Annotated in this window: 20 protein-coding genes and 2 pseudogenes; 12 read left to right on the top strand and 10 right to left on the bottom strand. The window is 62.4% G+C overall.

Features of this window, described 5'->3' with window-relative positions; translation table 11 throughout:
• Nucleotides 1-211: 211 nt before the first annotated feature.
• Together AC1DFR_RS04870 and AC1DFR_RS04875 are read left to right on the top strand one after the other, a co-directional pair.
• A complete protein-coding gene (locus AC1DFR_RS04870) occupies nucleotides 212-1,918 on the top strand; it encodes a hypothetical protein (RefSeq protein WP_476855526.1) in 1,707 nt (568 codons plus the stop codon).
• Nucleotides 1,919-2,442: 524 nt separating this feature from the next.
• Complete coding sequence (locus tag AC1DFR_RS04875; protein WP_476872847.1) at nucleotides 2,443-3,927, top strand: recombinase family protein; 1,485 nt, start codon at nucleotides 2,443-2,445, stop codon at nucleotides 3,925-3,927.
• Between the two features lie 354 nt (nucleotides 3,928-4,281).
• Here the strand turns inward: AC1DFR_RS04875 and AC1DFR_RS04880 are convergent, their stop codons facing one another.
• Complete coding sequence (locus AC1DFR_RS04880; protein ID WP_476872848.1) at nucleotides 4,282-4,728, bottom strand: hypothetical protein; 447 nt, start codon at nucleotides 4,726-4,728, stop codon at nucleotides 4,282-4,284.
• Entirely contained in the window at nucleotides 4,725-5,912 is a 1,188-nt protein-coding gene (locus AC1DFR_RS04885; RefSeq protein WP_476872849.1) for a hypothetical protein, read from the bottom strand. Before AC1DFR_RS04885 ends, AC1DFR_RS04880 begins: the two co-directional genes overlap by 4 nt.
• Before the next feature lie 2,077 nt (nucleotides 5,913-7,989).
• Here AC1DFR_RS04885 and AC1DFR_RS04890 point away from each other — a divergent pair.
• The 4 genes and pseudogenes from AC1DFR_RS04890 (at nucleotide 7,990) to AC1DFR_RS04905 (ending at nucleotide 10,337) form a co-directional block, all read left to right on the top strand.
• Nucleotides 7,990-8,976 carry an endonuclease NucS domain-containing protein gene (locus tag AC1DFR_RS04890; RefSeq protein WP_476872850.1) on the top strand — a complete coding sequence of 329 codons (987 nt, stop codon included), beginning with the start codon at nucleotides 7,990-7,992 and terminating at the stop codon, nucleotides 8,974-8,976.
• Nucleotides 8,966-9,046 (top strand): annotated as a pseudogene (locus AC1DFR_RS04895) (hypothetical protein); the annotation flags it as partial. The gene AC1DFR_RS04890 and the pseudogene AC1DFR_RS04895, both read left to right, overlap by 11 nt.
• Nucleotides 9,047-9,079: 33 nt before the next feature.
• Nucleotides 9,080-9,625 carry a hypothetical protein gene (locus AC1DFR_RS04900; protein ID WP_476873033.1) on the top strand — a complete coding sequence of 182 codons (546 nt, stop codon included), beginning with the start codon at nucleotides 9,080-9,082 and terminating at the stop codon, nucleotides 9,623-9,625.
• Nucleotides 9,615-10,337: a hypothetical protein gene (locus AC1DFR_RS04905; RefSeq protein ID WP_476872851.1), complete on the top strand. Its 723-nt coding sequence runs from the start codon at nucleotides 9,615-9,617 to the stop codon at nucleotides 10,335-10,337. Before AC1DFR_RS04900 ends, AC1DFR_RS04905 begins: the two co-directional genes overlap by 11 nt.
• Before the next feature lie 374 nt (nucleotides 10,338-10,711).
• On the opposite strand, the gene AC1DFR_RS04910 is transcribed toward AC1DFR_RS04905, so the two are convergent.
• On the bottom strand, nucleotides 10,712-10,834 hold the full coding sequence (locus AC1DFR_RS04910; RefSeq protein ID WP_476872852.1) for a YegP family protein: 123 nt from the start codon (nucleotides 10,832-10,834) through the stop codon (nucleotides 10,712-10,714).
• A gap of 272 nt (nucleotides 10,835-11,106) precedes the next feature.
• On the opposite strand from AC1DFR_RS04910, the gene AC1DFR_RS04915 reads away from it, so the two are divergent.
• Both AC1DFR_RS04915 and AC1DFR_RS04920 read left to right on the top strand, forming a co-directional pair.
• Nucleotides 11,107-11,391 carry a hypothetical protein gene (locus AC1DFR_RS04915; RefSeq protein WP_476872853.1) on the top strand — a complete coding sequence of 95 codons (285 nt, stop codon included), beginning with the start codon at nucleotides 11,107-11,109 and terminating at the stop codon, nucleotides 11,389-11,391.
• A gap of 300 nt (nucleotides 11,392-11,691) precedes the next feature.
• Nucleotides 11,692-13,824, top strand: coding sequence for an AAA family ATPase (locus tag AC1DFR_RS04920; RefSeq protein ID WP_476872854.1), 2,133 nt, complete (start codon nucleotides 11,692-11,694; stop codon nucleotides 13,822-13,824).
• 224 nt (nucleotides 13,825-14,048) lie between these two features.
• Here AC1DFR_RS04920 and AC1DFR_RS04925 read toward each other — a convergent pair whose 3' ends face one another.
• The gene (locus AC1DFR_RS04925; protein WP_476872855.1) at nucleotides 14,049-14,711 is read right to left on the bottom strand and encodes a helicase associated domain-containing protein; all 663 of its coding nucleotides are present in this window, start codon (nucleotides 14,709-14,711) and stop codon (nucleotides 14,049-14,051) included.
• Nucleotides 14,712-15,131: 420 nt separating this feature from the next.
• Nucleotides 15,132-15,383 (bottom strand): hypothetical protein, encoded by a 252-nt coding sequence (locus tag AC1DFR_RS04930; protein WP_476872856.1) that lies wholly within the window; start codon nucleotides 15,381-15,383, stop codon nucleotides 15,132-15,134.
• A 326-nt stretch (nucleotides 15,384-15,709) separates the two neighbouring features.
• Between AC1DFR_RS04930 and AC1DFR_RS04935 the strand changes: the two genes are divergently transcribed.
• A complete protein-coding gene (locus tag AC1DFR_RS04935; RefSeq protein ID WP_476872857.1) occupies nucleotides 15,710-16,165 on the top strand; it encodes a prevent-host-death protein in 456 nt (151 codons plus the stop codon).
• 125 nt (nucleotides 16,166-16,290) lie between these two features.
• On the opposite strand, the gene AC1DFR_RS04940 is transcribed toward AC1DFR_RS04935, so the two are convergent.
• From AC1DFR_RS04940 to AC1DFR_RS04950, 3 genes are all read right to left on the bottom strand, one after another.
• A complete protein-coding gene (locus AC1DFR_RS04940; RefSeq protein WP_476872858.1) occupies nucleotides 16,291-17,604 on the bottom strand; it encodes an ABC transporter permease in 1,314 nt (437 codons plus the stop codon).
• Between the two features lie 6 nt (nucleotides 17,605-17,610).
• Nucleotides 17,611-18,543: an ABC transporter ATP-binding protein gene (locus AC1DFR_RS04945; RefSeq protein WP_476872859.1), complete on the bottom strand. Its 933-nt coding sequence runs from the start codon at nucleotides 18,541-18,543 to the stop codon at nucleotides 17,611-17,613.
• 108 nt (nucleotides 18,544-18,651) lie between these two features.
• The gene (locus tag AC1DFR_RS04950) at nucleotides 18,652-19,605 is read right to left on the bottom strand and encodes an HNH endonuclease family protein (protein WP_476872860.1); all 954 of its coding nucleotides are present in this window, start codon (nucleotides 19,603-19,605) and stop codon (nucleotides 18,652-18,654) included.
• Nucleotides 19,606-19,657: 52 nt separating this feature from the next.
• Between AC1DFR_RS04950 and AC1DFR_RS04955 the strand changes: the two are divergent.
• Nucleotides 19,658-20,412, top strand: a pseudogene (locus AC1DFR_RS04955) (SDR family NAD(P)-dependent oxidoreductase).
• 294 nt (nucleotides 20,413-20,706) lie between these two features.
• Here the strand turns inward: AC1DFR_RS04955 and AC1DFR_RS04960 are convergent.
• Nucleotides 20,707-21,483 carry a hypothetical protein gene (locus tag AC1DFR_RS04960; RefSeq protein WP_476872861.1) on the bottom strand — a complete coding sequence of 259 codons (777 nt, stop codon included), beginning with the start codon at nucleotides 21,481-21,483 and terminating at the stop codon, nucleotides 20,707-20,709.
• A gap of 129 nt (nucleotides 21,484-21,612) precedes the next feature.
• On the opposite strand from AC1DFR_RS04960, the gene AC1DFR_RS04965 reads away from it, so the two are divergent.
• Entirely contained in the window at nucleotides 21,613-21,903 is a 291-nt protein-coding gene (locus AC1DFR_RS04965) for a hypothetical protein (RefSeq protein ID WP_476872862.1), read from the top strand.
• Nucleotides 21,904-22,271: 368 nt separating this feature from the next.
• On the opposite strand, the gene AC1DFR_RS04970 is transcribed toward AC1DFR_RS04965, so the two are convergent.
• A complete protein-coding gene (locus AC1DFR_RS04970) occupies nucleotides 22,272-22,787 on the bottom strand; it encodes a hypothetical protein (protein ID WP_476872863.1) in 516 nt (171 codons plus the stop codon).
• A 336-nt stretch (nucleotides 22,788-23,123) separates the two neighbouring features.
• Here AC1DFR_RS04970 and AC1DFR_RS04975 point away from each other — a divergent pair, with 336 nt between their 5' ends.
• Nucleotides 23,124-23,621: a hypothetical protein gene (locus tag AC1DFR_RS04975; protein ID WP_476872864.1), complete on the top strand. Its 498-nt coding sequence runs from the start codon at nucleotides 23,124-23,126 to the stop codon at nucleotides 23,619-23,621.
• The last annotated feature ends 366 nt before the right edge of the window (nucleotides 23,622-23,987 follow it).

Genomic DNA, 23,987 nt, shown 5'->3' on the forward strand with positions numbered 1-23,987 from the left:
TCGAATCCCGGAGTATCTGGGGTCTCGTACTAACTGGGAGCCATGCCAGGGGGGCAGATCAATGATTCGACTGTATAAAGCGGGCGTGATTGCAGCGCTCAACCTACTAGTGTTGACCGGTTTGGCGGTCGGTGCCAGTCCGGCGTCCGCCGCCGTACCGACCTGTCAGCCGGGAGCACCCCAACCGACCAACCAATACCCTGGCACAACGGTGATTGCCACGAACTTCGAGTCCGGAAGCCTCACCACTGCAGGCTTCGCCGCCGCATTCACCGCGGGGACAGGCACTGCCGATGTCTCCTCGGCACAGCAGCACTCGGGCCGCTGCTCAGCCTTTGTTCACGTCACCACGGATGCCGGGTCGGTGGCCAATTTTTCCGCACCACTTCCTGCCGGAAACAATGAGGTCTACGCCGACGGCTGGTTCAACATCACCAAAGAGGGCGTCGCCGGCAACAACGTCCCGTACTTCCGCTTCTTCAACGGGACTACCCGGTTCATAGACGTCTACCGATCCAACGGCGGCGTCGGCCCGATGTGGCTGCGGGTCGCGGCGCCCGACGGAACCCTCCGCTACACCCCGATGAAAGTCAATGTCCCCCTCGGCACCTGGCACCATATCGTCACGCACGTCGTCGCAAATGGGGCCTCCTCCACGGTCGAGGTGATCTTCGACGGCAAACTCCTGTATTCCAGCAAGCAGATCGCCACGGGCTTTACCGCGGTCACCAAGATGCAACTCGGTGCCGAACACCGGCGGCAGGCAGGCGACAGCTTCATTGACGACGTCGTTATCAAGGCCGGAAAGGCGGCCGCCCAGCTGCCCGGAACGTTTGCCCCGATTGCCCCACAACGGTTCCTCGACACCCGGAAAACGGTGCCCGTGGGTGCCGATAAGGCCGTCTCCTTCCAGGTTGCAGGGGCTAATGGGATCCCGGCAAATGTCGCGGCGGTCGTCTTCAACCTGACCGTCACTGAAGCAAAATCCATTGGTTACATCACCGCCTACCCCTCCGGGACAACAAAGCCGGATGCATCCAATGTGAACTTCCGTGCCAACCAAAACGTGCCCAACCTGGTAACGGTCAAGGTGGGTGCGGACGGAAAAGTGGCGCTGTTCAACAGATCCTCCGGCACAACCCACCTCATCGCCGATGTCACCGGCTACTACGTCACGGGGACGCCAGCGACGCCGGGTGCCTTCCAAAGCCTCGCGCCAAAGCGGCTGCTGGACACCCGGTCCACGACGGCGCTTGCAGGGGATTCCACCGTGTCCCTGCAGGTTGCGGGGACCAACGGCATACCGGCATCTGCCGCTGCTGTGGTCTTCAACCTCACAGTGACCGAGCCAACAAGGATCGGCTACATTACGGCCTATGCTTCGGGCTCGGCGCGTCCGGACGCGTCTAACCTCAACTTCAACGCCGGACAGACAGTGCCGAACCTGGTCACGGTCCCCATCGGTCCAGACGGAAAAGTCACACTGCTCAATCGTTCGTTCGGACGTTCGCACCTGATCGCAGACGTTGCCGGCTACTACCTCGGCGGCACGCCGTCAGCAACCGGTGCGTTCAAGGCCACGGGTCCATCCAGGATCCTCGACACCCGAAACGCAACGGCTGTTCGCCCGGACTCCACGGTGTCCTTCCAGATTGCCGGCGCCAACGGCATCCCCTCGAGCGTCCTGGCGGCTGTCTTCAACCTGACGGTCGTGTCGCCCCAGTCCATCGGCTACATCACCGCCTACCCCTCCGGTTCCACCCGTCCGGACGCGTCCAACCTGAACTTCTCCGCCGGACAGACTGTGCCGAACCTGGTCTCGGTCCCCGTCGGCTCAGACGGAAAGGTGACGTTGTTCAACCGGTCCTCCGGATCCTCACACCTCATCGCCGACCTCGCGGGATACTTCCTGCCTTAGGAACGCGGGTGACCCGCACCAACTGAACCCGAGGGGCTGTCGTCGCAGTGCGGACCGCAGCCCCTCGGGTTCAGCCCTGTCCTGGCCCGGGCGAAACGCCGGCGGACCAGGGCTTTGCGTTTGGCGGCCGTTGGCCGACCGGAAAGGGCCAGACACTTCTCCTCCACAGGCCGCCACAACGGCATCTTCGGGCACGTTTTCCACTTAGCTGCCATCGGGGCTTATGGCGCGACGTGCAAGCCGGGAGAGTCGAATCAGCCGGCGATCACGCCGGTGTCCCGTGGAAGGAAAGCAGATGTCAACAAATCAGGACACTCCCGCTGCACGTCGCATCGAAGCAGGGGAGGGCGGCGTTGCGGAGGTCTATGAGATCTACCCCGGCGCCAGCTCGGTTGTTCCCGTTCAACCGCGGGGCCGCACAGGGCCGCCGGCCGCGCAGGCGGGAATGGCTACCGCTGAATATGCCATCGCAACCCTGGCCACCGTGCGATCCCTAAGGCGTACTTGTTGCTATTCTCATCGGTATGTCTCATGCAGTCACACCCCGCCCCCGCGTCGCCATATATGCCCGGCAGTCGGAGGATGTCGATGCGGGCATCACCCAACAGCTCGACGATTGCCGTGCCGAGGCTGCGCGGCGGGGATGGCTGTTGGTTGCTGAGTTCCGGGACAACGACACGGGCGCCTCTGCGGCCCGTGGCCCGAAAACGGACTGGGTGAGGATGTTGCGGGAGTTCGACGCCGGCACGTTCGACGTCTTGCTGGTCACCGAAACCTCCCGGCTTACCCGAAGTCTCACCGACGTCCTCGATGTAACTCCGCCGCGCCGGGCCATCCGTGTGGTCGTAATCCGTGAGGGCATCGACACCGAGATCGACGCGTTCATGCTCAAACAGCTCGTCCTCCTCGCCGAGCGCGAGGTTAAGATCAAGGCGGCGCGCGCGGCCCGCTACGCCGCCGAGCGGCGGAAGGAGGGGCACCCGACCGCCGGAATGACGCCCCACGGGTACCGCTGGCTATCCGCCGCCGACCGTGGCCCGACGGGCACGCGCTACGTCGTAGACGAAGTCGAGGCCGCTGACGTCCGCCGGATTTTCGCCGAGTTCCTTGTCGGCGCGTCGCTCGGACAGATCGCCAGAGACCTCAACGACGCCGGCAGGACCACACGGAAAGGCGCTCCGTGGCGCTCTGCCACAGTGCGCCGCATTCTCATGAACCCGTTCTACGCGGCCGTGTTGCCGCCAGCGCAACCCATTGGGACGCATGATCTGGCAAAAATAGATCTTCAGGCCTGCACCCCTGGCGCCTGGGAGGCAATTGTGGAACAGGAGCAATTGGTCGCCACTCGCGACCGCCTCGTCGGGGTCAAACCTAACCACCGCGGCACGGCTCGCAAATGGCTCCTCTCCGGTCTCGCCGTGTGCTCCGCGTGCCGCGAGCCCGTTCGTTCAGCACGTGGGGAAACGCATCCATCGGCCCGCAAGGACGGCTCTGGCACGGCTCCCAGGCAGCGCTACCACGCCTATCGCTGCGTCAACGGCCATTTCATGCGGAACGGGGACCTCATCGACGAGCTTGTCGCCAATCTGTGCATCGCACGTTTGTCGGAGCCTGACGCTGCGACCCTGCTGAGTCCTGAGCAGGATAAGGCGGACATCGCTGCGCTGCACACACGCCGCGATGCCCTCCGAGCGAGTCGGAAAAACGTCTTCTTGCTCATCGACGACAACCCGGCACGGCTGGCAGACGCCCAGGACCGACTCGACAACATTGAAGAGCAGCTGAGGACCGTCGACTCGGAAATCGCCAGCGCTGTGAGCCGGAGTCCTTTAGCCGAACTGATCGGTGTTGAGGACGTGCGCGCCTGGTGGAACGCCGCGACCCTCGCTCGTAAACGTTCAATCGTTGAGTTTCTGATGACCGTCGCAATCTGCCCCGTCGGCAAAGGCCGCCGCGTTACGAGCTGGGAGGCCGTGGCAGAAACGGTCGAGGTCGTTCCGAAGGTCTGAGTTCCTGTGGCAGTGTCTCCGGCCTGTTCGTGCCAAGCAAATGTTCCGCCGATCACCGAGCGGATGTGCTGGCCGTACAAAAGCTACATCTTTCCCACGGTGGCCCCAAGGTGTGGAGGGGCTTTCACGCAACCGTATGGCCCGTTCGAGGGCTCGCGGCTCCACAGTGAGGACGCCGGCTGCCCGCTCGAGCAGACGGAGTGCGCCTAAGAGCGTGACCGTATGGCTAGTGCCGGGGGCGCAGATAGCACTGGACACAACGCAGGCTTGGCCTCGCTGCCCACGACGGCATTCACGCAGCCGGGCTCCCATGGCCTGTGCCGGCCATGAGGTGAGCGGGTTGTCACCGGGATATCACCCGTCCTTCAGAAGGACAAGGAACTCCTCGTTGGTCAGCACCGGAAGTCCGAACCGACGCGCCGTGGCCTGCACCGCCTTGTCGCCCGAGACTACGGTCCAAGTCAATGAGAACAGCGCGCCCTCATCATCCCTCTGCTGGCCGTTCAGCGCGCAGGCGACGACAAGGGGATCGGCGTTGCCAAGGTTGGCGTAGAGGTCGACGAGCTTTCTATCCTCGGGCGGCACTGAGGCCATTACTTCGACGAGAGCTGCGAGGACGTTCGGCGTGGTTCGGTACTCCAGCTGTCTCAGCTCCTCGATATCAGGAAAGCCTTCGGCTTCGTGGAGAACCTCGCTGGGAATCCGGCAGTGCTGCTTGAAGAACGTGCCGGCACGGTGGGCCGGTCCGAGGAAGGTCAAGGCGTTGTTGTCGATGACATATATATCGCCGTAGCTGCTCACTGCACGGCCTCACGGAAGGCATTGATCTGGTGTGGTCGGATACGGCGGAGGCAAACGACGCGGCAGAACTCGCCACGGGAGATGCGTCCGGCGTCGAGGACATCGAGCATGCGCCGGGAGAACTCGCGCCCGTTGTACCTGCGCACAGCTTTCACCGTGGCCAGCGACCGGGCTTGGGACTTCGGGCGTTGCGAAAACTCCCGCCGCAGCTCCTGTAGGTGGTCGTCAGCGGCTGCAGGCGAGATCATCCCAAGCCGCATCGCCCGCACCGTGATCGCGCTGGGGGTGACCTGAAGGACTTCGGCTGCAGCCTTCACATCGTCCAGAACTCCGAGAGACAAACCGCGCAGCGTCTCGGCAGGCATGAGGATGGCACCGACGATGTCGTACTCCGGTCCGATGTCGGTCCCGGCGCTGGAGCCGTCGTAAGTGACCGGCATGAATTTCTTCTTTGCCACCAGCACGGCCATGAGGACGAGTGTGAAGAGCATCCGGCCGGCGGGCTCCTGGCTGTCCCCTCGATTACCGCCTGCGAGAAAGATATAGGGCACCTTGGCGTCTCTGATGGCCATGCCGCTGAAGTTCCCCTTCAGCTTGGTGAGGTTCTGCGGCATGGCGTTGGGGACGCCGCGAGAGACGAGGATCTGGTTTGCTTCGAGGCGAGCGGTCACCACTTCGAGTGCGTCAGCCTTCGAGCGGGCCACCCGGATTGCACCGTGGGAGAGCCCGAGCGCCTCCATCAGCTTGGCCGCGTCCTCCTCGGGGGTCCTGCCGGGCCTGGATAGCAGTCCCACGATCCTGTTTCGAATCAGGGTGCTGTCGTTCTTCTTCAACAGCTCCTGCTTGCGCAGGAGGTCCTTCACGATCAGCTCGATGTCCCGGAGGTGCACTCGGTCGCGGGAGTTCACCGCGAAAATCTCCTTGGTAACCCCGGCCAGCAGCTTCTCGGTCTTGGATTTGACCTGGGCCTCGGCCATCGGCCGCGGGGCGAAGAAGAGCACGTACGGAATATCGCCCGTCCGCGCGAGAGCGACCAGGGAGTCGAACGTGATCGAGGAGGACTCGAGTGCCTTCTTGTAGTCGCTGTAGTTGGCAGCCACGGAGTTCTCGAGCAGTACGGTGAACACCGCCTCATCGATGGGGATCCGCGTGCCATTCAGCACGACATCGATCTGCCTCCGCATATGGCTGGGCTCCGTCGGCATTGTCTCCCCCTGACTCCTGCACCCGTATATGAGCAGTCTCAGCTTCGCACACCGAGCCTGCCCTTCGTGTGATCCTCCGCGCGGCAATGTACCCGGTCGGAGGAGCCCGTTCGCTGCATAGGTGCGGGCGCTAGGCATATCGAGACTTCTGCTTGAGCACGGTGCAGCGAGGTAGGCGGCATTGGTCCGGCCTGTAGGCCCCGGACCGGCGGGCACCGGTGGCACGTGCCGCGAGGCATTGGCACTGTCTTTCCGCTTGTCTCCAGAGACGCCTGGGACGAAGTCGCAGGAGGCTCTGTCCGGGGGCCGCGACAGCGGTCACCGGGGGCTGGAGCCACTCGCGTCAGCGATGGCTTCAGGGGCACCCCAACGACGCGTCAGCGTTGGTGGGGAAGGGAGCGCAGCGACCGCATGAGGGCCCGGAGCGCAGCGGAGGGTGAGGGAGCGAAGCGACCGAAGGGTCGTCGGCTGTGCCGACCACCGAGCGTAGCGAGGTGCCAACCCCCCTTATGCCCTTTCCCTTTGTCCGTCGCATCTGGAGCTTTAGCGGAAGATCGGCGGGATTTCTGCTGGTACATCAGGGGAAAGTAGCGCCTACCACTTCGTTCCTACCCGACCATTTTTGGTTCCTACTCGTAGGAGGGAGGGGAGGAGTGGCGCTAGTTTCCGCGGGTTGGGGGCATTTTGGTTCCTACCGGGTTTTTAGGTGCATGGCACCCGGTAGGAACGGTGCTGCGCAGCAGCGTCACGGGCCTGCGACGAAGGAGTAGGAGCGTGGTTGAGCCCTCATTTGATCTCGTACCGGCAGGCGCTGTGACGCAGGAGCAGCGGTCCCATACGAGGTGCCGCGGGGGTGGAGTCTGAGGGACGAAGACGGAGCCGCCGGGGTGCCGAAGGCGCTGCGCAGCAGCTGTCAGGGGGCTTTGCTCCCGAGGGTTCACCGGCCCGCCAGGGAATGATTCACACGCCATCATCCAGTCGCTGCAACGCAGTGACAGTGGATGCGCCAGCAGCCGTTCCAGCTCCGCTGCAGGTCGCTCCAGCGACCGTTGCGGCCACCGCTGCATGGGCCTCGCCAGAGGGCCGGCCATCGAAAAAAATGCAACCCGAAGGCTGCAAAGTCAGGGCCAAGCCTTGGCCCGTTTCTGGTCAGAAACTGACCAGAAGTCACCACAGAGTGTCCGAGGACGGGACTGTTTGCTGCTGCTGGCCAGGGAATCCAGCGCCGCCGGGCGTACTGAAGAGTGTTGTAGCCCACATCCGGCCCGCATGTGGGCCGGATCCGGCCCGAAATTGAGCAAGAATTGTGTCTGGCCGCTTCGGGGCCAATACCCACCCCCTGACGGCCCATTTCTAGCCCAGATACGGCCCGAAAATGTCCGGAATCACGCGGGTTGCGGACCGCCGGCGCACAAGTGGGCGGCAGGTGGGCGAATGTGGCCCATTTTCGGCCAGATTCCATGCAGGGTTCATATGACAAATGGTGTTCGCGATGTGGACGTATCATTACTCGCACGCGGCCGCCTGCGTAAACGACGCCGGCGGCGGATCCGAACACATGGGGTCCCCGCAGCACAAGCCGCGGGGCCGTCCGACCACGAAGGCGGAGACTTCGAACAGCTTCCGCTGTATGTCGATATATGACTTTGTAGCTAAATTGCCAGGAATTCTGATTTACGGCCAGAATCGATTCAGCTTCTAAGTAACCGCTAATTCGGGCCGCTGATGTTACCGACCGCCGATGCGACATCGGCGGGTCGAACCCGGACACTGGCAGCATGGGATTTAGCAACATGCGCTACTGGCCGACCCTCGAAGGGTCCGAGGCACTCGTTAGGCGTCGAACTCGATCTGGACCGGGACACCAAGCCGGCAATGAGCCTCGGTGCGTAGTGCCTACTCCGCGGATCGCTTGTCTCGCGTTTTATGCAACGGTCTGCAATCAACGGGGGTCCTCGGGAGCGCCGGCGGTACATCGGACGCCCGTCTTCCGGTTGTCTACGGATTGCTCCACTCCCACACGGGGCCCGGCGCCTATCGAGGGGGCGGAAAAACGGTGGTAGCGGCAGAGCGGACACCGCCAAGGTTCCCGATCCGGTCCGAGAAGGACCTGGAGGACTATCTGGTGGCCCATCCTTGGCTTCTCGGCGAGGACTTATTGATTATTGGCCGGCAGGTGGGCATGGTCGTGGGAATCATAGATCTGCTTGCGATTGACTCGACCGGCGCCATTTCAATTGTCGAGCTGAAGCTGGGGAAAGCTCTTCCCGGCACCATTGCCCAAGTTCTTGGCTATCGGCACTCGATCAAGAAGCTGGACAGAGAAATGATCATCCGCCTCGTGGCTGACGGTGGTCTGGGGATCGACTTGGCGCGAGCCTTCGAGCAGCGTTTCGGCCGCCCCCTACCGACGGTATTGAACGAGTCTCAGCAAATCATCATCGTTGCGGCCTCTGTCCACGCAATCACGGCTGGCGGCATCCTTGCGCTTCTCGATGACGGCTATTCCATGTCGACGTTCCGGTACGTCGCCCAGTCGGATGAGGTCAGCCTCATCCCGTGCTGTCGGTCTGATCGAGACGTGGAGGAAAAATCTCACTTGGCGACGAGAGTGTCAGCCCCTCCCAATCGCATCATTGTGCTGCCGGCTGGGACAGGTCAGTTCCCGGTTGACAAGACCGTTCGGCGGTTCTGGATGACCCATGCCCAGGACTTTGCCCCCTTTGTCACCTTCAGTTACATCTTCGAGCGCTACGAGCGGTGGGCTGGGGCCCAAGAAATACCTCTCCATCAGAGTGGTCAATTTGGCCGCCATCTATCTGCCATTACCGCTGAAACTGACGAATGGACCCGTGTTTTTGTCTCTCGTCATTGCGATATGGCTGCATACAACACTTTCGAGGCCCCACCAGATATTCGGCTGTTTCTCGGCGGTGATTACACGGTGGTGGCGTACAAACGAAGTTCGACGGGGCGGCAGACCCCACGTAAGTCCCCTCACACATCTGTTGCGACTCCGCTATACTTGTGTGATGGCTCTTAGTGTTGCTCAACTCGCGGAACGCCTGGGTGTATCCCCTTCCCGGGCACGCAACCTTGTCGCCCACGGCATGATCAAAGCGGAGCGCGTCGGAAATAATTGGGTCGTGGATGAATCCGAGGTGGCCAAGTACCAGCCCCGCGCTGGTCGGCCCCTGTCCGGAATGAACGCATGGCGGATCGCCAACTACGCCGCCGACGGCCACATAGCGGACATCCACCCTATGGAGAAGTCCCGCCTGCGCCGCCACCTCGCGTCCCTGTTGGAGGCTCCCGACCCCGCGGCAAAGATCCGTTCACTGCTGGCCGAGCGGGCCGAAAAATTCGAGTTCTCCTCCAGCCCCGCCGACCTGGCCGACCTCCGGGAAGATGAACGCATCAAGCTCTCAGGCGTCTCGCATCCCGCCTCCGGCCTGCTCTCCAACTCGGAGCTTGAGGCGTACGTCAGCCGCAAAGACTTTGAAGCCGTGATCAAGGACTGGTTCCTGGTCAAGGCCCGCGCCGGCCAGCGGGCCAACGTCCTCCTTCACGTCGCGGAGGAGATCCCCGACGAGTTGCCGCCGCTGGTCGTCGCCGCCGACCTTGCCGAACGTCCCGGCGTCCGGGAACAACAAGCCGCCCGCGAAATCATTGGAGGCATCCATGCCGATTGAGCTGCCCGCCATGCTCACCGAACAGCAGGAAGCCTGGCAGGCGGTGTTCGAGATCCACAAGGCAATGTCCCACGGCTGGGTGCTGATTGGCGGCCAGGCCGTCTACCTTCACGCCATCGAGCGCGAAGCCCCGCTCGTCAGGCCGACCAAAGACGCCGACATGGCCCTGGACATCCGCGCCCACCCGACGATGCTCCGCGATTTCACCGCAATGCTGGTGAAGCTCGGCTTCGAATCGGCGGGCGAATCCCTGGAGGGCCACCAGCACCGCTGGCTGCGGGGGAAGGCCGTCGTGGACGTTCTCATCCCCCGGCACCTCGGGGAGCGAGCCGACGGCCGTCGTGGGGTCACCGGCGGGACCACCATCGCCGCCCCGGCCAGCCAGCAAGCCCTGGACCGTGCAGAAACCGTCGACGTCATCGCCGGATCAGCCGCCGGCAGCGTCAACAGGCCCACCCTGATCGGCTCCCTGATCGGCAAGGCAGCGGCCCTGACGATCATGGACGACCCCGGCCGGGAACGGCACATCACCGACTTCCTCACCTTGGCCGCCGTCGTAGGAGCCGGTGACCTCCGCGGCGTCGCCTACGGGCCCGCAGAACGCGACCACCTGGCTAACATGCTGGGCCACCTCGCCCGTGATCCCGGACTAATCGCTCTCGTTCCCGAAGGTGGACCGGGCGTGGAAAGGCTGCGCCAGTCCCTGAGCTAGCCCCTTCAGCGGGAAGTGGACACGGTGAGCACCGTGTCAAGGAGTTCTGCCGCCGCGCTGCCCGGGGTGTGGACCCGGGGGGGGCGCGCGGCAGTGTGCCGCTGCCGCCCCTGAGCCGATCGATGCCGCCGCGGCAGCGACCGTTGGCACGGAAGGAAATCGCGTTCTTCAGCGGCCTTGTGCCGGCCCGCGCTACGGTCCTGCTCGACGGCGACACGGCGCGCCGGGCGCTCAGCTGATGGTAGACCCCGATAAGAACTTTCGGGCCTCGGCAGGCACTCTGGTGCTCTGGGAGAGCCTAAATGTGCTCAGGATCCCTGCGTCAGGTCGTCCACGTTGTCAGTGGCGGCGTTCTTCCTGAACCGCTCAAGCCCCTAGTCCAGGCTGGTCCTTGTCTTGTAGCTCTCCGAAGTTACGGCGATGTCGCCGTTGGACGCCTTCAATCGAAACCTGTAACCGCCCGCTTCGTCGGCGAAAATTTCGTACTTCCCGGCCATTCGATTGTCCCCTTGTCCCGCGATGACGGAGCCGCATCATGCAGCCCGAGTGTGCAAACCGCCGGGACAGTGCCCGACGCAACCATCCTAAGCAGTGGCACCTAGGGCGACGAGGGGGAATCGCTGATGTGCCTAAGCACATGATGCGGAAGTTGATGGTCGATCAATCCTTGAGCAGCCACATCATACAAATCGAACACTTGTTCACATGTGCATAACCCTGTGGAGAATGTATGTTCTATACGCCTAGGGATCTGCCCTAAAATTGAGCCGTGATCAAGTCAGGATCTCCCGAGGACATGGACCGGATGATGGCGCGCCTGGACGCCGACCAGGGCCGCCCCATGGATGACAGCTCGCCGATCCGGGACTTCCCCAAGTACGGGCGCCCCCTGGTGCAGGTCGGCAGCATCTACGGCAAAGCGGTGGCCTGGTCAAACAGCTACGGCCTGATCGAGTGGCTGGATGCTTCCGGCACGTACCACCTGGGCTGGGCGCAGTCAGCCAGCATCAAGCGCGTGACGGCCGAGGAGTGGAAGGGCAGCAGCGGGCTATAGGGGGTGCTGGCGACGGGCCGCAGACATGTCAGAGAGTCAGCTCGCACTGAGGCGTCGAACGCAGGTGCTAATCGACGCAGGCAGTACTGGCGTGCCGCGAAGGACTGAACCGGGATGCGATGGGAGCTCCGCCGTACGCTTTCGCGAATCCAGGCTAATAGAAACTCTGGTGAGTGGCCGCGAACTTACACTCCGAGCTATTGCTGGACACGAACGGAACTGACACGACCGCAGTCGGGCGCGCCCCTCGATCTGCGGGTCAGATTCGCATGTCGGTGAAAGTGCGGCAACAATATCTGCATGGACCAAGTTCCCCACCTACAACCGCGCCCCTCCCTGCTTGGGATGCGACTCTACGGCCCCCCTCTTTCTGACGTGACCGTTCAATTCGGTCCCGGGCTCACAGCTTTCTACGGTAGAAACGGTGCCGGCAAAACCTCTATTCTCAACGGCCTGCGAAACGCGTTTGCCGGGCGAACAAAATATATTACTCAACTCATCATGCAGGCTGACAAGGGTTCGGTGGCTTTTGATTGGGTAGTGCGGAGCATCAAAGACACTGCTCGTGATCTTTCTTACGAGTTAAAATATGAAAGCGCGGATGCTGATGTTATCCGGTACGCGATCCGCTCCTGGTTCCTATCGGGCGGAAGGCACTTTGATCCCTCCCTCAGCGAGGACGAGATAAAATCCGCGTTTGTCGATGAGTTAGCCGCCCTGACCTCGATAGCCATCCTTCCTGCAGGTGGTGAGGAGTCATCTTGGGATGTCTGGCTCTGCATGCCTCCGCAAGGATCAGGATCCCCGGCCATCGAGGGAGCCGTGGCGCGGCTTGTCAATCTTTGGAACAAGGAGGACGAGCGGGAGGCCCTTCTTCTAGCCAAAGAGGAGCAGCTTGAGGCGCAATTCGAAGCTGGGGAGATAACAGAAGGAAAGTTTTCGGAGAGACAAGACGAAATCGAAGTTGAGTGGGAAGAGGTCGGTAGGGAAGTCGGATGGGGCATTTTTGAACCAGTAGCAGGGTTCGCCTGGGACTTTGTTTGGTCCGACGCAGCAGACAGCGTCAGACGGTTCATCAGCCGTATGCTTGGAGACGGCCTTCCAGTTCCCGTGGTCAAGCTCTTCTCCACCAAGACAATGCCATTCGAGTTGGAGGATGACGAGGACGACTCTGATCTAGACCGGGTTACAGCTGTGAAGCTGATGGCACGTCTCGATTCTCGGCCGGAGGAAGAAAAGGCGGGCCAAGACACAGACAAACTACTGCGTCGCTGGGTTCAGGAACTCGAAACTGAGGTTAATACCATCTACTCGACTCTCCTGCAGGATGCTCCTACTCTCACCCTTAAGCTGTCACACCCGTCGCGGTGGCTGGCTGAAAAACCCCTGCAATGGATTGTTCGCTATGGCCACGAAGCCGTGCCTCTCACCTCACTCTCCCGGGCTGAACGTCGATGGGCCAGAATCGCCATCCGCAGGGCACTGGACTTCCACTCGCTTATCGCGGCTTCCGTCATTGACGAACCAGAAGCGGCGCTCCATCGCGCGGCTGAGCGGCACATGTCTGGGGGCCTCGAAGCACTAACGGCATTTGGACCCCAACTCATTGTCGCCACGCACTCTCCGGAAGTTCTCAACTCCAGTGCCACTAAGGGCGTCCATGTGTCGAAAACCGAGGGGAAAACGAGTGTCGGACAGGTTCCCGACTTGCGGCCGGAGTCCCTTGCAGTTCTGGGACTGTCTCCGTCCGACCTTCTGGGCCTTTACCGCATATTCCTCCTAGTCGAAGGTGTCCACGACGAGATCGTTCTACGCGCCTTCTGCGGACCGGCCCTAGACGAAGCGAGGGTCAAGATTATCCCTATGCATGGAGGAAGGAATCTGCCTGGATCAATTGAGAGCCAGGTTCTGTTTGACCTCACAGACGCACATCTTGTCGCGGTATTGGACGATATCAGGATCCACGAAGTCAACGAGGTGTGGAATGAAGCAGTGAAGCTATGGAAGTCCAACGAACAAGATCTGGCCATGACACGCCTAACCAGCGCATTCCGCGGGCGACAGGGCAGTGAGTACGAGTGGATCACGAATTGGCTTGGGCGGGCGCTAAAGCACCAAGTACATTCACGCATAGAACCCTACGGCTTCCGTGCCCGCGACATTATCGAGTACCTGCCTGTCGAGGTGATGGTTCCAGAAGCCGAAAAGTCCTGGGAAGATCTGCGGAGGGAACACGATCAGGCAATTCCGTCACTGGATAAGAGAAAGGGCCTTCATAACTTCAAACAGTGGCTGAGCAGGACCTACAAAGCTGACATGTCGGTCAGCGCCATTCGCCGCGGCGCCGAAGCCGCGACAGATGTGCCTGAGGAGTTCCAGAAGTTCAGCTACCGGATACGTGAGATAGGGTCTCGAAGTAGGGCCGGGCGTTGATTCTGAAACCGGAATATGACTTGCACAGCGGACCCGAGCAACATGAACGCCTATGGTGACCGCCGGCAGTAACGCGACCCAGTGACCCGTCTGTGCTCCATCCCAGTAGTGCCGCGCGAATCCCGGACTCAACGTGGAGTTCGCGGCTGTCCGAGCTGGGGCGGGAGCACCTCAATGCGTGTGGTGGCAGTCGAAGCGGTCGTAGGTGGGCCGGCCTGTGATGCTTATCGCCGCGTTAGGCGGCCCCTGGTCCTTCCGGCCTGCCAACCGGGAACGGCGGTGTCCAGAAGTTTGACCTTTTCAGCTTCGAGCTCCCCGCGACGGTGCTTCTGCCGCTGGGCATGCACCCACACGCCGAGAGTGTGTTCCCGCTCTGAATCGCACTTCTTGTGTCGGGGCCAGTCGTGGCCTTCCTCGCGGAAGTCCACGAGCTGGGCTAGCCGTCGGTGCCATCTGGCTTCGTCCTCGGATTCCCTGCGGTTTTCCTGCCACCCTGGCATCTGGGCCAGACCGTCACGGTAGGCCGGGTCGAGGGTCCCCTCGGCGGCTTCGCGCCGGCGGTAAGAGAGCCACCGGGCCATCGACCGTTCACGCATGTCGTCAGAGCGGTCCCGAGGGAACCGGCCTTCATCGGTGACCCAGCTGATGATCTCTTCCATCCTGGCAAGGTTCACAGCGGAGCGTCTGGATTTGGCGCCGGCGGCGGTCAGGTGTGCCGCCTCGAGCTCCGGGTCCCGGCGGCGCGCGATGACCAGGTGGTATCCGACGGTGGCGGGTTCGGCGCGCACCAGCTCAGCGATGCGTTTCCGGCTCAGCCCGAGCCGGTACATCAACACCCATTCCGCGTCAGGAGCGCGCCTCAACTGCCTGTCCATAATTCGTGTCATCTTGCCACGGTTGCGGCTCGGTCCGGCCCACCGTTTGGGGCAATGTTTTGATGCGTACACGTCGTGACTCTGACGCTGAGCAGTTTGTTCAGCATCCACGCCCGTACGACGGGGACATCCAAACCAGTCATCGTCAACCAAACCAGCACCGCCCAGAGACACTCCATGTCCGACTATTGCCACTTATACGGACTTACACGAAGTTATACGGAGTTATAGGGGGTTATAGGAAAAACCCTATAACCCCCTATAACTTCGTATAAGTGGGGGTGAACCTGGTGGAACCCCTACAGCTCCGGCCAGTGAAAATGGCAGTTTGATTCAGGACCGGTGTGACGGCTGGAACGACCGACGCCACCCCTTCGTCCGGACCAAGACCCGGGAACTTGACACTAGATCCGAAGGACACCTACTGTCGGGCTACTGTAGATCATCCGGGACGCCGAATCGCCTTCCAATGAGTACGCGAATGGCCGCGAGTAGGGGCTGATCTTCCAGCGCAACGCCCTCGCCCCCGTAATGCACACCCGTTTCGTCACCCACTGCTTCTATGTCAAAAAGGTTGAGGACCTCGGCCACGCGAACCTGATACTCGGTGGCGGTCATTTGGCGAGACACACGAACTGGAATTGTGCTGAGTTTGCGCGCGACCTTAGCAGCGGATTCATTCATGGGCGCACTCTTGCATGGCGTTCCGCCATTGCACAAGGGGGCGCTTCGGACCTAGTCCGGGAGTATGAGGCGACGTTAGGCTCGCGGGAGCCGAGCCCATCCTCCCGCGGCACCCGCCGGCAAAACCCTGTCGGCGCAGGTTTCTATAACGGCGGATCGTCGTGCAAACACCCACCAGGCTGCTGGCCGCTTCTTCGGCCGAGAGTGCGCAGTTAATCCACAGCATAATGACCGTTATCTTGTGGGCGCTCAAAGCAGCGGGCGGCACGGCGCGCGATAAGACGACTGAACAGACTTCAGAACATGTTCCGAGTTAGTGTGAGAGCATGAGCACACCAACCAGATCCCGGACGACGTTTCAGTCTTCTGAACTGAGCCGCGCCTCCGCTGAAGTCTTTGCGGCCGCGGCGGACCACCCTGTCCGGGTCACCCGCCGTGACGGCGAATCCCTGGTGCTGATGTCCGAGAGCGCAGATAAGGCACGGGCTTCGCTGCTGGAACTGGCGGCACAGCTTGTCGCTGTCACAGCGAGTCCGGATGGAACGCTGGCTGGTCGCATGAGCGACCGCTTCCCTTGGATGCTTGCCCTGAGCCAGACGGACCAGGATGCCTGTGCGAAGGCTGTCTTGGCGGCCGCGCGCGCGTCTTTCGCCACCGACCAGCCCCATCTGGCCATTGCAGAACTCACAGCCTGGCGCGAGACTGCGACTGCAATGGCAGCCGGTCTCGGCAAGGAATCCGTGAGATGGCTTAAGGACGCTGAAATCGCCGAGCGTCCCTAGAGCATGGCGGACAAGCAAGAGGTTGAACGAACACGGGTCTTGGCTGGTGACCAGCGTCGTGACCCCGCCGGTGCCCCGGCCTGAGAGCGTCTCGCAGAAGACTTCGTTGTAACTTCCCTACGATGTCATTTTCCGGTGAGGGGACTGCGTTTGCGGAACGTGCCGGCGATGGAAAGTTTGCTCGAGTATTGGATGGATCCGTAGCGGAAGAGGTGCACGGCGAGTCTGAGGATGAGGAATCCGATGATGAAGAGTTCGGCGATGACGATGGTTGCTTCGACGGGCGAGAGGGTTCCGAAGCCGTTGCGGAGCAGGGCTGTTACGGGGGCGGAGAGCGGGAAGTAAGTGAAGATCTGCACGATGGGTGCATGCGGGTCGGAAATGATCAGTGTCATGGCGTAGAAGGGGACGAAGATCAGCGCCATCAGGGGCCCGAAGATCGTGCCGGCGTCTTTGGCGGTGGGCATGACCGCGCCGATCGCGACCAGGACGCCGGTGAAGACGGTGAAGCCGCCGAGCAGCAGCAGCGCCCCGACGACCATGGTGCCGGGCTCGAAGCTCAGGGTGGACAGGTCCAGGTCGGGCATGGCGAGTTTGTCGCGGAAGAAGGCGTAGCCGACGGCGATGGGGGTGAGGAAGACCAGGATCTGGACCAGGCCGACCATGAACAAGGCGATGACCTTGCCGATGATCAGGGTGGTCGGGTTCAGGGTGGTGAGGATCATTTCGGTGACCCGGTTTTCTTTCTCTTCCAGGGTGCTGTTGAGCATCTGGTTGGAGAGCAGAATGATCGAGACGTAGAAGATCAGCAGGAACATCAGCGGCGGGACGGCGGAGCCGAAGCCGCCGGCGGGCTGACCTTCTTTGAAGGTCTGGGATTCGGTTTTGACGTCGCCGCTGGCCGCGGCCATCAGTTGCGGGGAGCCGATCGTGGTCTGGGCTGAGGCGGTGAGGAGTTGTTTGGCGACGGCGTCGTACTTGCCGTTGTCGAAGATCCCCTGGTCCTGCCCGTAGACCTTGACCGGCTGGGTGGCGATGTCGGCGGGGTAGGCGAAGTAGGCCTCGGTTGCGCCGTCTTTGACGTCCTGCAGCGCCTTGTCCGGATCGGGGGCCTGCCGGCCGCCCATGGCGGTGGCGATGGCCGGGGTGATGAGTCCGGAGGCGTCGGTGTAGGTGAAGGACAGGGCCGCGGTCTTCTGGGCGTCGGCGCTGGCGGCGGTGGAGGAGTTGCTGAGGTAGATGAGCGCGAAGACGATCGCCATCACCACCGGGATGGCCAGGGTGGCGATCCAGAAGCGGCGTTTTTTCACGGTGCGGGTGAATTCGAACCCGACGACTGTGCCGAGGTTGTGACCGGCGAAGGGGCGCTTCGGCGCGGGTGGCGGGGTGGCCGGTGCAGGGCCGGAGGTGGGGAGCTGTGTGGAGGTTTTCTGTGTCATGGGGTTTTATGCCTCCGCCATGTCGTGGGTTTCGCCGTAGACCTTGATGAAGACCTCATCCAGGGACGTCCTGGCGGTGGTGAAGGACTTCACGGCCACGCCGTGGCCGATGAGCTCGCGCAGGACGGCGGTTTCGTCACCGCCGGGTCGGGGGGAGAGCTCGGCCTGCCCGCCGCCGGCACTGACGATGTCATACAGGTCCGATGGCGGCAGTGTCCCGGTGTAGGTGAGCCGGTGGACGGTTCCGCCGAATTGTTCCTGGACCTCGGAGACGGTGCCGTAGGCGCGGGAGGTTCCGTCTTTGAGCAGGATCACCCGGTCGCAGAGGCGTTCGACCTCTTCCATCTGGTGGGTGACCAGGATGACGGTGGCGCCGGCGAGTTTTTGGTCTTCGATGATGTCCATGAGCAGGCGCCGGTTGACCGGGTCGAAGCCCTTCGTCGGTTCGTCCAGGATCAGCAGTTCGGGGTCGTTCATGATGGTCACGCCGAGCTGGATTTTCTGTTGCTGCCCGCCGGAGAGCTTGTCCAACCGGGTCGTGGCCTTATCGGCGAGGTCGACCCTTTCCAGGTAGTCCCGGGACCAGATTTTGGCGTGGGTTTTGTCGAGGCCCTTGAGCCGGCCGAAGTAGACCATGACGTCGAGGACGGACTCTTTCTTGTAGAGGCCGCGTTCCTCCGGCAAATAGCCGAGCCGGGCCCCGTCCTGCGGGGCGAAGGGCTTGCCCCCGATGTGCAGGGTTCCGGCGGTGGGCTGGTAGATCCCCAGCAGCGCCCGGAGGGTCGTGGTTTTTCCGGACCCGTTGCTGCCCAGGAACCCGAAGGTTTCCCCCGCCCGGACATCGAAGGAGAGGTCTTTGATGACCGTCGTGTCCCCGAAGTCCATCCGGAAGTCTTTGATGTGTACCAGCGGCTCCACGGCCGCGTCCCCCAGCGTCATGGCACCACTGTAACCGGCCTGCCGCCGGCGTTGGTGTTGATGGGCCAACGGCCTGTTGCAAAAAAATCAGAGTGATCCGCGGAGTTACCGCGGAGGCCATCTGACGATTTAGGCGCGGGTAACGGTGAGTGTGACGTTGGGGCAGGAGTCCGCGTAGCGGATGAGTGCCGCCTTTTCTGTGCTGTCGACGCGCAGGCCCCAGCGGATCTTCACCGCCACCCACTGGCCGATGTAGGCGCAGCGGTTCGTCGGCGGCATCCACGCCTCCGGGCCACGGGCCTGCTTTGAGGAGTTGAGCGCGGACGTCTGGGCGCTGAGGGTGCGGGTGTCACCGAGGTCGTTGTAGTAGGCCACGCGCCGGGCCTGGGACCAGTACCTTGCCCCGGATCCCCAGGCTTCATGAACCGGGACCGTGTGGTCGATCTGCACCGTCGATGCGGAGGTGTGGACGCGGTTGTCCCACGATGTCACCCAGCGTCCCGTGCTGGCCGTGCAGCCGCGGCTGGTAAACGACACGGCTGCCTTGGACTCCTGGATCAGGACTTCCTGCCGGGTGTTCTGGCAATCTCGGTTGGTATCCCGCCAGGTGCCGAAGTAGCGGTCCCGGTCATAGCCGGTGTTGACCTCTGCCGCGACAATGAGTCCGCGCACGGCGGTGCGCAGCGGTGCCTTGTACACGGTGGCGGCTTCGGCCGGAACGGCAAGGCCGCTCAGCAGAAGTCCAGCCGCGACCACCAATGCACCGACCGCCCGCCGCAGCGGAAGCAATCGCCCGGACTTCAATGCCGGCAGAACTGTGGCGCGGACCTGGCTGTAACGATGGACCTTCATGGTTCCCCCATACTCAATGAAAGTGACGCCCAAAGGCGGCGTGAAGCAATAGTCGCACACGCCTGCCTGGGGCGAGCACAGGCGGCCCAAGGCGCGGACGCCATCAGCGCCGGCGACGCACCGGGTAACCAGGACGCCCAGGCCGGAGGGGTTGGCAGGAATCTGGGCGGTTCGTGCAAACCCGCGGAATGTTTCCTCCTCGAACCCGGTTGGCCCAAGAGCGTAGCTCAACCAGCGCACCACGGAAATCTGCGGGACTGATCCCGCGCAGGAGGAGGTATTTATGGATAACTTCGAAGGCAAGACCGCGCTCGTCACCGGCGGTGGCTCCGGACTCGGGGAAGCGATCAGCAAGGACCTGGCGACGAATGGTGTCAACATCGTTGTCGTCGCCCCAACCTCGACGGTGCCACGCGTGTCGCCAACGAGATCACGGCCGCAGGCGGCACCGCGGTTCCATTCCAGGCCAACACGGCGGTGGCCGAGGACAGCAGGAAGGCCGTCGCATTCGCGGTCGCGACCTATGGTGCCCTCAACTATGCCGTCAACAATGCAGGCATCGGCGGCGCCAACGCTCCTGTCGGAGACCTCGACCTTGACGACTGGGACCGGGTCATCTCCATCAACTTGAGCGGGGTCCTCTACGGGATGCGCTACCAGGTTCCGGCCATCCTTGCCGCCGGCGCCGCCAACGGTGCCATCGTGAACATGGCGTCGATCCACGGCACCGTCGCCGCTCCCGGCAACGCCGCATACACCGCGGCCAAGCACGGCGTCGTGGGTCTGACCAAGAACGCTGCGGCTGAATATGGGGCCCAGGGGCTCCGCATCAATGCGATCGGCCCCGGCTATATCGACACGCCGCTGCTGGCCGCTGCGCCGAAGGAAGTCATCGATGGGCTCGAGGCAAAGCATCCGCTCGGCCGCCTGGGACAACCCGAGGAGATCGCGAACGTCACCACGTTCCTTCTGTCCGATAAGGCCAGTTTCATGACCGGCTCCTACGTCCTCGTCGACGGCGGCTACACGGCCGTCTAAGCCGCGCCGCTGCGAGCGGCTTGTGGGTACTACGCCCCGATCCGCCGATGAATTTTGGAAGCCATCGGCGGATCAGGACGCAGCCCGAGTCGGCGCGGCAACTGTCCGCCGTGAACCCACTGTGCTCGTCGCACGGACCGAGCCATTCCGCCGGCCGGACTCCCTGTCCGACGCCTTCTCCTAATCCGACTCGGCGTCTCCCGACCTCTGTGTTTGGGTGACCATCGCATGGGTCGACTGGAACAACACCATCTGGTCCCTAGCTGCTGACGGCGGCCATGGCATGCCCGCCCCTCATGTGTTGGATTGGCGGGACGCGCCGATGACTTTTTCGTCCGCGATGAGTTTTCCGACCTGGTTGATGCATCCCTGCGCGGCGTGGAGGGCTGCGGTTCGGTCCGCTGCGGATTGCTCGAAGGCGTCCGCCGCGGCTTTGACCTCGGGGATGTGGTGCAGGTGGGTAGCGGCCGCCGCTTGCCTGCCCTGGATGTTGGCTTCGGGGTGCTTGAGTTGGGCGAGCTTGCCGAGCGCAATGAGGGCCTGGGTGTGCGCGCTGGTGATGGCGGGGGTGACTTGGAGGGAGGCGCTTTCGTTGCGCTGCTGGTGGAGCTGGTCGGCCAGCTGGAGCAGGTCGACGGGCGTGAAGTGCCGGTCCAGGGCGTGCAGCTTGGCCATGAAGGGCTGCGCGGCGGCTGCGGCTGCTGCGTTGGCTCGGCGTTCTTCCTTCTTGGCGATCGAGTGGCTGATGAAGGCCACGGCGGCTGCCGCCAGGGCAATGAAGGCGGGGATGAGAATCGGTGTCGAGCTTGGCTGGGCGGCCGATTTGGATGCAAAGGACATGGCGGCAGATGCGGCCACCGCCACTGCCGCCAGGCCCGCGAAGACTCCGGCAACGCGACTGGCGCGTTTCTTTCGGGCAGGGCGGGCCAGCAGGGAGTTGACCTCGGCATGGGTGAGGCCGCCGTTGAGGTGCTGGATCTCTCTGTATCCGCCTCCCTGGTCGTCCCGCGTCATGACCTTGAGGTAGACGCGGACGAGCGTGTCGGGCTGGTCGGCTGTCGTGGCGTTCATGTTGTCCTTTGGTGACAAGGCTGGTGGAAGTTTAACGCGACACTACACGGCAATTGGGGATGAATTCGCGGCGCTCCTGGGCGCTCAAGGGGATACCTACCGGGCTGAGAGGATGTCGGCGACGACCAAGTGGAAGCGCTTGGCCGCGTTGCGAGCTGCTTCCTTGCACTACCGGACCTTCAGCACCGACGAACTGACCTTCGTCCTGGCAAACCGCTGGCGGGAACTCGGCCTGACAATCGACCCCACGACTTCACGGAGGCCGAAGCCATCGCTGCCGTCGCCTGCATCACGAACGGCAACTTCCGGCTAATCCCACGCCTCTTCATCCAAATTACGCGCATCCGTGACATCAACCAGCTCAACAGCATCAAGGAGTTCGTCGAAGCAGTCCGCCAAACCCTGCTCATCGGCGCCTGACCGCGCCACATAACGCTGCGAAATACACGCCAAATACCGCAGAGAATTAGACCTGGTGCTACAGGGAGCTCCCGGGACGGCCAGGTTACGAGGCCGACTGTGGTTCTCGGTCAGCGGGAGAACGTCCCAGAGTGGCTGTCCCGATTTCAGGGAACCGGGACGCGCGCTCCGCTGACCGCAGCCTCCATCCGAGTAGATGGCGTCGCGACTTCCTAGTCGTTGAGATCGAAGTCGAGATCAAGGTCCTGCGGTGCTCTTAGTCGCCGCGGAAAGTGATCCACAGAGGTCCCAAATCAGCAACATAATGACAGTTATGTTGTGGCGTTGAAGTTAAAGGGTGGCTCGGCGCACGAGCAAGCCGGTCGTGATCACCATTGGCCGCCGGCTGCGTCTGTGAGTGCGGCGATGACTGCGGTAGGTTCATGAAGGTGGTCGACGGGGCGGCCATGGTCCGCGAACAACGTCGTCGGGGATGTCATCCAAAAGATGGTGTCCTGGCCATCCCAGCCGTACTCGCTGGCGATCTCCTTCAAGTCCTTCAACAGAGGGCGGACTCTCATCGGCATCTCACGGCCGGGTGAAGGTTCAAACAGGAATCCCGGGTACAAGGTCTCGCCGCGATACCGGACCCCGAAGTCTGTCAGATCCGTGGCGTCCCCTTGTCCGAGGGCGGCCTGGGCTTCACTCTCGGTGAGAAGCCCGAACTCCCGACCGATCTGCTTCACCACGTTGATCGTGGCCTGAACGGACCGGGCTAGTTGGGGCGAGACGTCGCCGTCCACGCTCTCCAAGGCGCGGAACAACGCTGCGATAGGTTCTGCAGACCGGGCGCGCGCTCTGACGCCGGCCTCGTGCTGGTCGGAAGGTCCTTCAGGTGCGGCCATTGTCTGTTCCCTGTCATGCCAAAATGTGCCTGCTATGTGACGATAGACCATCCGACGGCGGCCGGAAAGCGCTGCGGCTTGCGCCTTGCATTCCATGCGGAGCTGTCTTGGCCTCCCGGCGTAGACATGTGCTGGGTGCGGCGTCCGCCTTGGTGAGCATTGGGGTGCCTTGGCTGTCGTGGACCGCTCGGAGATGACGAATGCAGCGGACTGAGAAGGGGCAAGGCAATGTCTGATGTGGATCACGAACCCCGGGATGATCGCCGCTGTCCTGGCAGAGTTGGCCGGGCCGGCATACGCGTGACACTTCTAGATGCCGCGCGCACGGACTACCGAGTGGCCACCGCTCTGCATGAGGCTGGTCATGCCGTCGCCTACCTCAGCATCGGGCGCGAGTTCGAATACTTGTCTGCTGCTGACTGGCAGCTTGTCGGAAAAGGTCAAGCAATAGACGCCTGGGACCGAGCTGTGACCGCTATGGCTGGCCCCGCCGTTGAGTCGATTATGTATCACGCCGGCCGTGGCGGTGACACGGAAATCTACGGATGGATCGTCGATCAGCTCCACCAGCGGCGGGAGTTTGCTGAAGCAGAACCCGGCGACGAACCGGACGATTACATCAACGCCGGACCTTATGCGGAGGCGGCCTTGCCGGTGGCATTGGCTACGGTCACATCCTCTTGGGAGGATATCGAACGGATCGCCGCGGCTGCACTGAACACCGAGCGCTTGACGTACGGCGAGGTACGGCGCCTAACAGCCGGCGGGAGGTCTTTGGCCGCGGACGTTAGCCGGTGGCAGGCAATCGCCGAACAAAAGAACTCGGTGCCTTAGCGTCACGCATGATTCCTCGGTGGGCCTGCTGTGAACCTGTGACGTGGCCTAGTTCAGAGATATTGCCTGAGCCAGCCAGGCATGTTCGGATCATCAACTGCCCACCTTTCCACCACCTGCTCATCTTCTTGCCAACTGTTTTCGTGGCCGTCGAAAAACTTCTGTCTATGGCATTTGTACTTGACGACCGTGTCAGTCTCGAGCCTGTATTCGTTCCAGTAGTAGTTCTGTTTTCCGTAACCGTTCCATTCGTTAGTCCTATAGATCGTCATAAAAAATGCCCCAGTTCCATGTAAGGGCAAACTCTCACGCAGTTGAGAGAGCAGCCGAATGTGTGTGCAGTTGGTAAGGATGGTGTTCCCGTCC

It is taken from the genome of Arthrobacter sp. 05T410, from assembly GCF_056396505.1.

Bases quoted from the DNA above. Each gene is read 5' to 3' on its own strand.
- AC1DFR_RS04875 (WP_476872847.1), top strand. From the start codon at position 2,443: ATGTCTCATGCAGTCACACCCCGCCCCCGCGTCGCCATATATGCCCGG.
- AC1DFR_RS04885 (WP_476872849.1), bottom strand. From the start codon at position 5,912: ATGCGGAGGCAGATCGATGTCGTGCTGAATGGCACGCGGATCCCCATC.
- AC1DFR_RS04905 (WP_476872851.1), top strand. From the start codon at position 9,615: ATGCCGATTGAGCTGCCCGCCATGCTCACCGAACAGCAGGAAGCCTGG.
- AC1DFR_RS04910 (WP_476872852.1), bottom strand. From the start codon at position 10,834: ATGGCCGGGAAGTACGAAATTTTCGCCGACGAAGCGGGCGGTTACAGG.
- AC1DFR_RS04920 (WP_476872854.1), top strand. From the start codon at position 11,692: ATGGACCAAGTTCCCCACCTACAACCGCGCCCCTCCCTGCTTGGGATG.
- AC1DFR_RS04925 (WP_476872855.1), bottom strand. From the start codon at position 14,711: ATGACACGAATTATGGACAGGCAGTTGAGGCGCGCTCCTGACGCGGAA.
- AC1DFR_RS04930 (WP_476872856.1), bottom strand. From the start codon at position 15,383: ATGAATGAATCCGCTGCTAAGGTCGCGCGCAAACTCAGCACAATTCCA.
- AC1DFR_RS04935 (WP_476872857.1), top strand. From the start codon at position 15,710: ATGAGCACACCAACCAGATCCCGGACGACGTTTCAGTCTTCTGAACTG.
- AC1DFR_RS04940 (WP_476872858.1), bottom strand. From the start codon at position 17,604: ATGACACAGAAAACCTCCACACAGCTCCCCACCTCCGGCCCTGCACCG.
- AC1DFR_RS04945 (WP_476872859.1), bottom strand. From the start codon at position 18,543: ATGACGCTGGGGGACGCGGCCGTGGAGCCGCTGGTACACATCAAAGAC.
- AC1DFR_RS04960 (WP_476872861.1), bottom strand. From the start codon at position 21,483: ATGAACGCCACGACAGCCGACCAGCCCGACACGCTCGTCCGCGTCTAC.
- AC1DFR_RS04970 (WP_476872863.1), bottom strand. From the start codon at position 22,787: ATGGCCGCACCTGAAGGACCTTCCGACCAGCACGAGGCCGGCGTCAGA.